General features: G+C 65.0%; 6 protein-coding genes. 1 reads left to right on the forward strand and 5 read right to left on the reverse strand.

Translation table 11 applies throughout. The features are described 5' to 3' along the window. Positions 1–65 precede the first annotated feature (65 nt). From ACKI1H_RS02500 to thiI, 4 genes are all read right to left on the reverse strand, one after another. Positions 66–1,430: a DUF3999 domain-containing protein gene (locus ACKI1H_RS02500; RefSeq protein ID WP_440467582.1), complete on the reverse strand. Its 1,365-nt coding sequence runs from the start codon at positions 1,428–1,430 to the stop codon at positions 66–68. Continuing rightward, positions 1,427–5,143 carry a DUF2339 domain-containing protein gene (locus tag ACKI1H_RS02505; RefSeq protein ID WP_440467583.1) on the reverse strand — a complete coding sequence of 1,239 codons (3,717 nt, stop codon included), beginning with the start codon at positions 5,141–5,143 and terminating at the stop codon, positions 1,427–1,429. Before ACKI1H_RS02505 ends, ACKI1H_RS02500 begins: the two co-directional genes overlap by 4 nt. A gap of 338 nt (positions 5,144–5,481) precedes the next feature. Further along, entirely contained in the window at positions 5,482–7,302 is a 1,821-nt protein-coding gene (gene typA / locus ACKI1H_RS02510) for a translational GTPase TypA (RefSeq protein WP_138523659.1), read from the reverse strand. Between the two features lie 170 nt (positions 7,303–7,472). Then, positions 7,473–8,927, reverse strand: coding sequence for a tRNA uracil 4-sulfurtransferase ThiI (gene thiI / locus ACKI1H_RS02515; protein ID WP_440467584.1), 1,455 nt, complete (start codon positions 8,925–8,927; stop codon positions 7,473–7,475). A 331-nt stretch (positions 8,928–9,258) separates the two neighbouring features. On the opposite strand from thiI, the gene glnA reads away from it, so the two are divergent. After that, positions 9,259–10,668 carry a glutamate--ammonia ligase gene (glnA, locus tag ACKI1H_RS02520; RefSeq protein ID WP_045215805.1) on the forward strand — a complete coding sequence of 470 codons (1,410 nt, stop codon included), beginning with the start codon at positions 9,259–9,261 and terminating at the stop codon, positions 10,666–10,668. Positions 10,669–10,868: 200 nt separating this feature from the next. Here glnA and ACKI1H_RS02525 read toward each other — a convergent pair whose 3' ends face one another. Beyond that, complete coding sequence (locus ACKI1H_RS02525) at positions 10,869–13,076, reverse strand: mechanosensitive ion channel family protein (RefSeq protein WP_138523663.1); 2,208 nt, start codon at positions 13,074–13,076, stop codon at positions 10,869–10,871. Positions 13,077–13,271: the final 195 nt, after the last annotated feature.

Consider the following 13,271-nt stretch of genomic DNA (forward strand, 5'->3'; position numbering starts at 1 on the left):
GAACAACCCAGACAGTATCAGAATTTCTACAGGCGACACCCCTATCTTGCGGCGATCCGCGCCGATCAGCTCGCCTGGCGGTTGCTCCGCAGCAGGCTCAGCGCCATCAGCGCGAGCAGGCCGACGCCCGCCAGCAGCAGCGCCCACAGGCCATAGCGCTTCCAGTGGGTATCGGCTTTCGCGACATCGGCAGGCAGTGGTGTCGCCGGCGCCTGCAGAGTGCCCTTGAGCCGCGCCTCGCCCATGTTCGCCAGGCGCTTGGGCTCGTAGCCGGGCACCAGGGTGGTCAGCGGCAGGCTGCCATCGGTGATCGATCCACTGCCCACCGCCAGTTCGTAGGGCTCACCGCCGCGTGCAAGGAACACCAGTTCGCTGGCGCGAACGCCCACGCTCAGGTGCGCCGTCGAACCCCCGAGGCCGCCGCCGCGCGCATCCACCTGCAGACGCAGCTGGCCCAGGGTGGTGCCGGGCAATGCCAGCTCCTCCTGGGTGATTTCACCACCCTGCCCCGGCAGGCGATACAGCACGCCGCGCGCCAACGGCGACCACTGCACATTGCCGTCGTGGCGGCCGGAGATCACCACCGGAGCCAACGTGTTGTCCTGTTGCAACGGAATCCGCACGCGCTCCACCGGTAGCGCCAGCGGCAGGCTCCAGCTGAAGTCGCCATTATTGTCGACCTTGGCCGCCAGGGGTTCGGACCAGAGCATCGGTACCGGGCCGCTACTGCTGCGGCTGCCGCTGAGCGTGGCGCCGACCAGTTGCGCGGCCTGCTCCGGCGACTCCCACCACAGGCGCAGGTAGCGCGCCGTCTCGCCGGGCAGCGCTATGTCGTTCTGCTCGATGCGCTGGCCGTTGAAATCCAGCCGGGCCAATTGCCCTTCGCCCAGGGAGCGCCAGTGCTCCAGGTCATCGCTGGCTTCGATGCGCAGGCGCTGGAAGCCGTCGCTGTCCGCCGTCCAGTCCAGCTGCAGGCGGTCCAGCGGCAAGTCGCCGGAGCCGGTTTCCAGCAGCCACCCGCGCAGCACCTGGGTCTTGTCCTGCGCGGGCGCGTTCGGGGTGATTTCCAGGATGGTGCCGGTGGTGCTGCGGACGATCTTCAGGTTGTCGCCGGCCGCGCTGCCAGAGGCACCCCGCAGCGGGAAGATGCGCGCCTGCACTTCGCTGCGCACCTCTTTCTCGCTGGCTGCGCTGGTGCGCAAGCTGTAGGGCAGCGCCTCGCCTTCGGCGTTGAAGATGCGTACGTCGCGCAGGTCGCCATGGCGGGCGGCGAACAGGACCTCGATGGGCAATTGCACGCGGTACCACGGCCCCTGGCCGGAAAGCTCCAGCGGCACGCGATGGGCGAAGTCCGCCGGAGTGGGTGCGGCACTGGCGTGATTGCCCAGCAGGCAGGCACCGGCGAGCAGGAAGAGGGTATTGAGCTTCATGCGGAGGGGAGCTCCTGTTGCGGTTGCTCATCAGGCTGTGGCCGGCGCGGCGGCAGCGGTGCGAAGTAGCCGACGATCAGCATCAGCACGCCGACGCCGATGAAGGAAATGATGCGTTCCAGGCTGCCACCACTGGCGCGGTCGACGAGGAACAGCTTGATCACCACGACCACCAGCAGCACTGCCCCGACCAGCCAGAAGTCGCGGCGACCGCGCAGGTGCCCGGCGATCATCAGGCCCAGCGCGATCAGCGCCCAGACGATGGACAACCCGGCCTGTACCAGCATGGACTGGCTCAGGGAATCGAACTCGAACGGCACGCCGCCCCAATGGTGCGCGGTGCGGCACACCGCCATGGTCAGCAGGGCGAACAGCGAAGCGCCCAGCACCGCCTGCACCGGCAGGCGCAGGGTCGACTCGGCAACGCCCAGTTGCGGCAGGCCCAGGCGCGTCCACTGGAAGATCGCCGCAAGCACGATGAGCATGCCCAGCTCCAGCGGGTTCACCAACGGCAGGTACGGCAGCGGGTCGGCCGCGCCGTTGCTGAACAGATTGACCAGCCAGAACCAGCCCAGCAGCGCCAGGGCCACCGGGGCGGCAGCGATCGCGCGGTACTCGCGCTCGAAGGCCGCCACCGGCCACGGCAGACGCGCCATGCCCCCCATGAGGATCAGGAACAGGCTCGGCACCAGCGCCCAGCCCAGCCAGCGCCAGGCGTTGTAATGCTCGGCCAGGGCGAAGAACAGGTAGCGCAGCTCCAACGCCAGCACGCCGAGGATCAGCCAGCAACCCAGTACATGGGCCACCTGGGCAGCGCGGTGCGGCAGCAAGGCGTCAAGTCGGCGCAGGGTGAAGAAGTGCACCGCGAACACCGCCAGCCAGCCGAGCCAGCCCAGTTCTGCCAGCGGGTGATAGCCCAGGCTCCAGGCACTGGCCAGCGCCACCAGCGACACCGGCACCAATGCCAGGCACAGCAGTGCCAACGCGCGCCACTGCTCGCGGCGCGCCAGCAGCGACCAGAGGCCGACGCTGACCGCCGCCACCAGCAGCGCCACATGTTCACGCATCTCGCTGGGTACGAAGCGGGCGATTTCCCAGACAGCGGTCAGCGCCCACCAGCCCGCGCCCCACACCAGCAGCAATTGCGACAGTTGCTCCAGCCCAAGGCCGCCCAGCGCCAGGTTGCGCTCGCGCTCGCTGGCGCGGTGCAGGCGCCAGGCGCCGACCAGCGCAGCCAGCGCCAGCACTGCCGGGGTCCAGAAGCCCATGTGCGCCAGCGGTTTCAGGCCCTCGCTGGGCAGGTCGCCGAACAGTGCCGCGCCACCGAAGAGGAAGGCGCCCGCGCCGATAACCTGCAGCACCAGACCGAAGACGAAGGCCGCGCGTTGCTGCAACTGCAGGCTCAGCCAGAGGATCAGCAACCCACTGCCAGCCCAGACAGCGGCGGCGGTCTGCCAGGGCAGCACGAAGAGCACGGCGAGGTTGATGAAGGCCAGGCCCAGTAGCAGGACCACGCTCAGGCCGAGCATCAGCCGGCGGTCGTCGCGCACCAGCGAATCCCGCGCGGCGATCAGCATGGCGGCGATCAGCGCCAGCCCGATCAACGAGGCCGTCACCAGCCCGCGCCAACCCGAGCCGAGCACACCACCACCCTCCTGCGCGCCGTGCAGATGCAGGAGGAACACCGCACCGCCCAGCAGTTGCACCGCAAAGGCGCAGGCCAGGAAGGTACGCGAACGCAGGCGCAGCGCGGCAAACAGGGTCGCCAACCCAGCGACGGCCCAGGACATGGCGGTACCGTCCGCGCCCATCAGCAGAGGGGCGATCAGGTAGAGAAACGCCAGACCGAAGGCCGCCAGCACCGGGCGAGCGTTCGGCTCCCAGCTGCGCAGGGTCTGCGGAGCGGCAATGCGCAGGCTCCAGAAGCTGAACAGCAGCGCCACGCCGAGCATCAGTGCGCCCAGTGGCGCGCCGTCGAGCAGCGTCAGCGACAGCGGGTTCACTTCCAGGCCGGCAAGGAAGGCCAGCGCCGCGCCCACTTGCAGCAACAAGGCAAAGATCCGAGCCAGCGGCCGCTGCTGACGCAAGCCGAGCCAGAAGATGCCGGCACCTTCCACTGCCCAGGCGGCTGAGGTCCAGCGCGCATCGAGGCCCAGAGGGATCGCCAGCGTGCCGAATACCACGCCCAGCGCCAGGCAAGTTTCCACCAGCAGCAGCGCGCGACCGGCGGTGCGCCCGGCCAGCAGGCGGGCGAGCACCATGTAGAACAGACCCAGCGCCAGGGCGCTGAACGCCGCGCCGAACTCCAGGGGCTGGATGATCCCGTATTGCAGGCCGAAACCCACCAGCGGCGTGCCGAACAGCACGGTGCCGTCGACGTAGTCGGTCTGCCGCGCCGACCAGCGCAGCAGCGCCCCGCGGGAATTATCGTCCGGCGCCCCAGCCGCCTCGCGCAGGCGGCGGCGGGCGAACAGCAGGCCGATGGCGACGTAGGTGAGGAAGAACAGGATCAGGAACGGCTCGGTCGTCCCGAACAGTTCCGGTTTGTAGGACCGCAGCCCCCAGGCCAGGCCGATGCCGAAGGTGCCGAAGAAGCCGATCAGGTTGAGCATCCGCCAGGCCTTGAACCAGGCGATGGCGAAAATACCGGCATTGAGCAGGGCGAAGTAGCTGAACAGCGCGACATGGCTGCCACCGCCGGTGGACGCCAGGATCGGCGCGGCGAAACCGCCCAGCGCAGCGGCAGCAGCAAGACCCACTGCGTCCTGCAGGATGGCGAGAATCGCCGAGAACAGGGTGACCGCCACCAGCAGCACGAAACCGGCCTTCGGGTCGATCAGCACCTCGCCATGGTTCATCGCCGGATACAGCTTGATGCTGGCGAACACCGTCAGGTAGAGCACGGCGACGCCGGTGCCCTGGAGGATCAGCGCATAGGCCGGGCGCCGCCGACGCAGCCACCAGCCGAGCCCGAGCAGTGCCAGCGCGGCAGCGGCGGTGCCGAGGTACGGCCCTTGCGGCGGCATGGTCATGCCTTCGGTGGCATAGCGCAGCAGGAAGGCCAGGCCGAGGAACAGCAGCACCACACCGACGCGAAGCACCGTGTTGCCGCCCAGCAACCAGTCGCGGGCGGCGCCGAAGGCACGGTCGAACAAGGATGGAACGGGCGGAGCCGGCGGCAGCGGAGGTGCAGCAGGAGCCGGCTGTGGCCGAGCCTCTGGCTCCTCGACGCGGGCCTGGGCAGCCGGCCTTTCCATCGGCTCGAGCACCAGGTCGGACCACTCGATGGGTGCTTCCACCCGCGCAGCGGCCGCCGGGGCCGGCGCCAGTTCGTCGGTGGGCAGCTCGATGTTCCACTCCAGCTCCGTGGCAGCGGTTGCGCTGACGGGCGCTTCGACCTCGGGCTCGACCCCGGTCGGCGCAACCGGTATTTCCGGCGCGACAGTCTCGACGCTGACCGGTGGAGGCGTCTGCCCGACCGGGCCACGCTCCACCTGCAGCAACCGCTCATACAGGGCCTTGGTGCCCTGGTCGAAGCGTTCGCCGAAGGTCTTCAGCTCACTGCGAAGGCTGGCGTTCTCCCGTTGCAGGCTGTGCAGCGCGAGGGTCTGCCCCAGCGCGAGGCCGACCACTGCGCCCAATACCGCCCCGGTGATCGACTCGCCTGCAGCGGCGCCGATGACCAGGCCGACCAGCATGAAAATCCATTGCATGCTTTCGAATCCTTGAGGTTCTGTGCGAATCCATCCCGACCCGGGCGGCAACGCCCGGGAAGCTGAGTATATCGGCCTGGCTCCCTGGCCTGCGTCCACTAACGCTCAGCTTCGAGTACTCTGACGTCGCGAAGTTGCCTCGTAGCCACGCCTCACTGAAATTTCAAAGACGAGGGTGCCTTTCGTAAGAGCGAGCTTGCTCGCGAACCGCCCCGCTTCAATGCCACCGGAGAATCCGTTCGCGAGCAAGCTCGCTCCTACTGATCCAGTGAAGCTACCCGGAAGACGGGCAAAAAAAAGCCGGGCAGATGCCCGGCTTTTCCTTGTTACCCGTCGAATCAGACCTTGGCGCGTTCGTAGCGCTTGCGGTCGTTCTCGTTGAGCATTTTCTTGCGCAGACGGATCGACTTCGGCGTCACTTCCACCAGCTCGTCATCGGCGATGAATTCCAGCGCCTGCTCCAGAGTGAAGCGGATCGGCGGAACCAGGGCGATGACTTCGTCCTTGCCCGAAGCGCGCATGTTGTCGAGCTTCTTGCCTTTGGTGGGGTTGATCACCAGGTCGTTGTCGCGGCTGTTGATGCCGGCCAGCTGGCCTTCGTAGATCTCGTCGCCTGGGCCGAGGAACAGCTTGCCGCGGCTTTGCAGGGTTTCCAGCGAGTAGGTCAGCGCGGTGCCGGTGGCCATGGAGACCAGTACGCCGTTCTGACGGTTGGTCACTTCGCCGGCCTTGATCGGGCCGTAGTGGCTGAAGGTCGAGGTCAGGATGCCGGTGCCCGAGGTCAGGGTCAGGAAGTTGTTACGGAAGCCGATCAGGCCACGCGCCGGGATGGTGTACTCCAGGCGCACGCGGCCCTTGCCGTCGGGGATCATGTTGGTCAGATCGCCCTTGCGCAGGCCCATCTGCTCCATCACCGAGCCCTGGTGCTGCTCTTCGATGTCGATGGTGACGTTCTCGTACGGCTCCTGCTTCTCGCCTTCGGCGGTCTCGATGATGACCACTTCCGGACGGCCTACGGCCAGCTCGAAGCCTTCACGGCGCATGGTTTCGATCAGTACCGAGAGGTGCAGTTCGCCACGGCCGGAAACCTTGAATTTCTCCGGGGAGTCACCTTGCTCGACGCGCAGGGCCACGTTGTGCAGCAGTTCCTTGTCCAGACGGTCCTTGATGTTGCGGCTGGTGACGAACTTGCCTTCTTTACCGGCGAACGGCGAGTCGTTGACCTGGAAGGTCATGCTCACGGTCGGCTGGTCGACGGTCAGCGGCGGGCGCGCTTCGACGTTCTGCGGGTCGCACAGGGTGTCGGAGATGTACAGCTCGTCCATGCCCGAGACGCAGACGATGTCGCCGGCTTCGGCTTCAGCGACTTCGACGCGCTGCAGGCCCGAGTGACCCATGATCTTCAGGATGCGGCCGTTGCGCTTGGTGCCGTCGTCGCTGATGGCCACGACCGGGGTGTTGGTCTTGACCTTGCCGCGGGCGATACGGCCGATGCCGATCACGCCGAGGAAGCTGTTGTAGTCCAGCTGGGAAATCTGCATCTGGAACGGGCCGTCGACGTCGACTTTCGGCGCCGGGACGTGGTCGATGATCGCCTGGAACAGCGCGTCCATGTTGTCGTCCATCTTCTCGTGGTCCATGCCGGCGATGCCGTTCAGGGCACTGGCGTAGACGATCGGGAAGTCCAGCTGCTCGTCGGTGGCGCCGAGGTTGTCGAACAGGTCGAAGATCTGGTCGATGACCCAGTCAGGACGCGCGCCCGGACGGTCGATCTTGTTCACTACGACGATCGGGCGCAGGCCGGCCTTGAAGGCCTTCTGGGTGACGAAACGGGTCTGCGGCATGGGGCCGTCCTGGGCGTCGACCACCAGCAGTACGGAGTCGACCATGGACATCACGCGCTCAACCTCGCCACCGAAGTCGGCGTGGCCGGGGGTGTCGACGATGTTGATGCTGTAGTCATTCCATTTCAGGGCGGTGTTCTTCGCCAGAATGGTAATGCCACGCTCTTTTTCCTGGTCGTTGGAGTCCATCACGCGCTCGTTTTCCGCTTCTTTGCGGTCGAGGGTGCCGGACAGGCGCAGGAGCTTGTCTACGAGGGTGGTCTTGCCATGGTCGACGTGGGCGATGATGGCGATGTTGCGCAGTTTTTCGATCACAGTGTCAGTCTCGATAGTGAATCTTCGGCTGCCGTTTTCGGCAGCGGGGGCCGGGCCGTGGCGCGGCGGTGCAAAAGGTCAGGGCGTGAGCCTACGCACCGAATGTGTCGGGAGGTCGGTGGCGGATACTGCCGCCGAACAGTCCGGGCTGGCGGCGTTGGTCCGCGCCTTTATTGCGGACGGTAAACACGCACATTGGTGTGCCCTTCGTTGACCAGGTGGTGGGCGTGCAGGCGACTCATCACGCCCTTGTCGCAATACAGGAGGTACTGGCGGTTGGGGTCCAGTTCCTTGAACTTGCTGTTGATCGCGTAGAACGGCATGGCCAGGACTTCGATGCCCTCGATGGCCAGCGGTTCATCTTCCTGGGCATCCGGGTGACGGATGTCCACCACGATCTGGCCGGCCAGTACTTCGCCGACCATTTCCACCGACAGGTCCTTGCCCAGCTCATCGATCACGCGATCGACAGTCATCTGGGTGGAACGCTCCAGGGCGCGGTCGAGCACCGCCATGTCGAACTTGGTTTCTTCGTGGTCGACGCGGTACGGCTTGGCCTGGGTGGTCGGGTTCACCGAAATCACACCGCAATATTCTGGCATGTGCTTGGCGAACTCGGCGGTGCCGATCTTCGTCGCCGTGTCGATGATGTCCTGCTTGTGGCTGACGATCAGCGGGCGCAGCACCAGGGTGTCGGTCACCCGGTCGATCACCGAGAGGTTCGGCAGGGTCTGGCTGGACACCTGGGAAATCGCCTCGCCGGTCACCAGCGCGTCGATCTCCAGGCGCTCGGCCACTCGACTGGCGGCGCGCAGCATCATGCGCTTCAAGGTCACGCCCATGTAGCTGTCGTCGACCTTGGTGAGAATCTCGCCGACCACTTCCTCGAAGGGCACGCTGACGAACAGCACGCGCTGGGAGCTGCCGTACTTCTTCCACAGGTAGTGCGCGACTTCCATCACGCCCAGTTCGTGGGCACGGCCGCCGAGGTTGAAGAACACGAAGTGACTGATCATGCCGCGGCGCATCATCTGGTAGGCCGCCACGGTGGAGTCGAAGCCACCGGACATCAGCACCAGCACCTGCTCCAGCGCACCCAGCGGGTAGCCGCCCAGGCCATCGTGCTGGGCGTGGATCACGTAGAGGCGGTCGTGGCGGATTTCCACGCGCACTTCCACTTCTGGGTTCTTCAGCGAGACGCCCGCCGCGCCGCAGTGCTGGCGCAGGCCGCCGCCGACGTAACGCTCAACATCTATAGAGGTGAAGGGGTGCTTGCCGGCGCGCTTGCAACGCATGGAGAAGACCTTGCCCGGCAGCTTGTCGCCGAAATGGGCCTTGCACTTCTCGAGGATGTCGTCGAAATCGCCCAGCGGGTATTCGTGCACTTCCAGGAAGTGGCCGATGCCCGGCGTGCAGGTCAGGCGCTCGATCATCTCGCGCAGGACTTTCGGGTCGGCGACCCTGGTCTCGACCTCGAGGTTGTCCCACTCGCCCTCGACCAGCAGCTCGGGGTCGAGATCGCGGAGCACCGTGCGAATGTTCTTCGCCAGCTGGCGGATGAAGCGCTTGCGCACCGGCCGGCTCTTGATGGTGATTTCCTGGAAGACCTTGACGATGAGTTTCATGCGGATCGGGCGATTGCCATGGGACTGAAAAAAAGGGGCGGAATTATATCCGAAATTGCTCAAGACTTGAGCAGAAATCGGAGACTTTCTTTTTGGTGCACCAAAATGGACTTATGCACCATGGCGGAGCACCAAAGCAGTGCACTATTTCCGTGCAATTATCCCTAGCACACGCCAGAGCCCGTGATTTCAGGGGCCCTGCCCATTTACGGGCACTGGCACGCAACTTGCTCTCTTGTGAGGCAGGTTGCCCTGGCGGAGTATTCCGGCCGGCATCACCCGATACTGGGGCACAGAAAGCTCCCAGCTCTAATCCCTCCTGGAGGACAGCATGTCGTACAAGTCGCAACAACTGATCAAAGATCATGACGTGAAGTGGGTTGACCTGCGCTTCACCGATACCAAAGGCAAGCAGCAGCACGTCACCATGCCCGCCCGCGATGCGCTGGACGACGAGTTCTTCGAAGCCGGCAAGATGTTCGATGGTTCCTCCATCGAAGGCTGGAAGGGCATTGAAGCCTCCGACATGATCCTGCTGCCGGACGACAGCACCGCCGTGCTCGACCCGTTCACCGAAGAGCCGACCCTGATCATCGTTTGCGACATCATCGAGCCGAGCACCATGCAAGGCTACGAGCGCGACCCGCGCAACATCGCCAAGCGCGCCGAGGAATACCTGAAGTCCACCGGTATCGGTGACACCGTATTCGTCGGCCCGGAGCCGGAGTTCTTCATCTTCGACGAAGTGAAGTTCAAGTCCGACATCTCCGGCTCGATGTTCAAGATCTTCTCCGAGCAGGCTTCCTGGAACACCGACGCTGACATCGAGACCGGCAACAAAGGCCACCGTCCGGGCGTCAAGGGCGGCTACTTCCCGGTACCGCCGGTCGACCACGACCACGAAATCCGTACCGCCATGTGCAACGCCATGGAAGAAATGGGCCTGGTCATCGAAGTTCACCACCACGAAGTGGCGACTGCCGGCCAGAACGAAATCGGCGTGAAGTTCAACACCCTGGTTGCCAAGGCTGACGAAGTTCAGACCCTGAAGTACTGCATCCACAACGTTGCCGACGCCTATGGCAAGACCGTGACCTTCATGCCGAAGCCGCTGTACGGCGACAACGGCTCGGGCATGCACGTTCACATGTCCATCTCCAAGGATGGCAAGAACACCTTCGCTGGCGAAGGCTATGCCGGCCTGTCCGACACCGCCCTGTACTTTATCGGCGGCATCATCAAGCACGGCAAGGCCCTGAACGGCTTCACCAACCCGGCCACCAACTCCTACAAGCGTCTGGTTCCGGGCTTCGAAGCCCCGGTCATGCTGGCCTACTCGGCCCGCAACCGTTCCGCCTCGATCCGTATCCCGTACGTCTCCAGCCCGAAAGCCCGCCGCATCGAAGCGCGCTTCCCGGACCCGGCTGCCAACCCCTACCTGTGCTTCGCCGCACTGCTGATGGCGGGCCTGGACGGCATCCAGAACAAGATTCACCCCGGCGATGCCGCCGACAAGAACCTGTACGACCTGCCGCCGGAAGAGGCGAAGGAAATCCCGCAGGTTTGCGGCAGCCTGAAAGAAGCGCTGGAAGAACTCGACAAGGGCCGTGCGTTCCTGACCAAGGGCGGCGTGTTCACCGACGAGTTCATCGATGCCTACATCGAGCTGAAGTCGGAAGAAGAAATCAAGGTGCGCACCTTCGTGCACCCGCTGGAATACGACCTGTACTACAGCGTCTGATCCACGAATACCTATAAATAGCGACACCATTAAGGCCTCCTTCGGGAGGCCTTTTTTATGGTCTGGAGAAAACCGCCGGCACCTGTATCTGTGCCTATGCCTGCGCCTGTAGGAGCGAGCTTGCTCGCGAACCGCACAGCACTGGAGTCACCGGATAACGCATTCGCGAGCAAGCTCGCTCCTACAACGGAAGGCCGGATTCAGATCCCGCCGTCGACCGGCGCGCCATGCTCCTCGTCATCCTCGCGGCGCGATTTGCGCAGGCGCGAGAGCTGCACATTCAGGCGTGGCATGGAGAGCTCCAGCCCGGCCTTATCCAGCTTCTGCCGCAGGCGCAGGTTGAAGGCGCGCTGCACTTCCCACTGGCGGATCGGCGCCGTCTTGAAGCGGAAGCGCAGGATCGCCTGGCCGGCATCGAAGCTCTCGATACCCTGGATTTCCAGCGGCGACCAGATGGCGCGGTTGATGGTGCGGTCGCCGCGCAACTCGCCGGAGACCTCCTTGACCAGCGCCAGCGCGTCGTCGATGGGCATGCTCGCCGGCACCGGCCAGCGGAACATCGCGTAGCCGAACTGCCGCGAGTAGTTCTTGATGCTCTTGATCTCGCTGAACGGGATGGTGTGTACCACACCATCCAGGTCGCGCAGGCGCACGGTGCGGATGGTCAGGCCCTCGACCGTCCCCAGGTGGCCGCCGACATCCACGTAGTCGTCGATGGACAGCGAGTCCTCGATGATGATGAACAGGCCGGTGATCAGGTCCGCCACCAGTGATTGCGCACCAAAGCCGATAGCCAGACCGATGACACCGGCACCAGCAAGCAGCGGCGTGACGTTCATGCCCATGTTGGCCAGGGCGACGATCAGCGCAATCACCGCGATGGTCACGAACAGCACGTTGCGGATCAGCGGCAGCATGGTCAGTGCGCGGGCGTTGGCGCTCTTCTTGCCGCCCAGGCCGAGGCTGTGCTGTACCGCGGTATCGGTGAGAATCCAGACCAGCCAGGCGACCAGCAGGGTGGTGCCGAAGCTGAACAGCTTGAGGCTGATCTGCGAGCCGTCGCCTTCGGCGAAACGCACCAGCGACATGCCCCAGACGCGCAGGCCGATCTCCAGGAAGAACAGCAGGCTGGCGATGTGCAGCAGCGTGTAGCCGAAGCTCTGCAACTGCTCGATGTACGGTGCATGGCGACGTGCACCGCGTCGGGCCGAGCGTTGATGGGCACGGCGGATCAGGCCATTGACGGTCATCGCGACCACCGCCACGACAGCACAGACCAGCGCGCGACGCAGGGCGTAGCTGCTGTCGCCAGCCGTGACGATGGTGGCGAACAGCGAGATGCCCACCAGCACCAGAACCGGCAGGAACCAGATCGAACCGACCAGTTCCACCAGGTCGCTCAGGCCCCTGCGCTTGAGGCGCCGCTCCAGCGGCTGGTTGCGGATCAGGTGGGCGATGGGCCGGCGGAACTGCAGGACGAACAGCGCGGTAAGCAGCGCTGCACAGATGTTCGCCACGGAGCCGACGAACAGCGAGATGTTCATCCCCAGGCTCTCGATGACGCGAGGGTCGTGCATCACTTCGCCCAGTGCCGCGAGGCTGCCGATCAGCCAGAGCGGGCGGAAGGCACGACGGCGCAGGATGTCCAGCGCTCGCATGCGGTGCGGGCCACTGAGCAGCGATAGGGAGATCACACAGAGCGCGGAGAACAGCGTGCCGCATACCAGGGTGTAGGCGATCACCATCGCCACCAGCTTGCCGAGCGAACTGGGCAGCACCACGGACAGGTAGACGGTGATCAGGAAGGCCACCAGCCAGGGGCCAAGCTTGCGCAGGGCGAACAACAGCAGGTCGCGGGTCTTGGGGTGCTGGGGCAGTTCATCCTCCAGGCCGAAGCGCTTGCGCATGCGCCCGGCGATCCAGCGCAGGCCGAGGGCAACGCAGGCCCAGATGAGGATGACCAGGGCGAAATCGAGGATCATGCCCGGCCATTCCGCCAGCGAAGGGGTCCGTGCTTCAAGCTCGAAGCCGGCGCCCTGGAACAGCTCGGTCCAACGCACCACCGGGCTGTTGGCGCCCTCGAACTGTTTCTCCAGACTCCCCAGGGTGTCGCCAATCAGCCCCAGAACACCGCCCTGTTCTTCAGCGCCCTTCTGTGTGGCGTCGCGCAACTGCTTGAGCTTCTTCAGCAGGTCGGCGCGCTGCTGGTCGTTCTCCAGGGTCTTGATCACCTGGTTCAGCGACTGCTCCAACTGGGCATCGCTGACCTTCGCCTCGCCACTGCCCGTCACCCCGGCGAGAGCCCCGGGAAGCGCTGCCATGGCGGGTACGGCGAAGGACAGGCCCAGGCCGAGGCAGCACAGCAGCAACCACTGACGAAGCAGGTAACGAATCAGAATCACAGGCATACCCCGGAACAATGGAAAATCACGCTTGCCCGCATCATACAGACGCCGGCGCCAGGCTCGGACCCGTCCCGCGCAGGAAAGGTCCTCCCCACGAGGAGCAGCGCACAACGCGCGGCGCCCTGCTGAAAGACAATAGGCAACTTGCCAGCCGCCGTCGGCGGTGCAAGGCTTGGCATGACCATCCGGAGATTCTTC

Source organism: Pseudomonas sp. YH-1 (genome assembly GCF_051990045.1).
GTDB lineage: Bacteria > Pseudomonadota > Gammaproteobacteria > Pseudomonadales > Pseudomonadaceae > Pseudomonas > Pseudomonas nicosulfuronedens.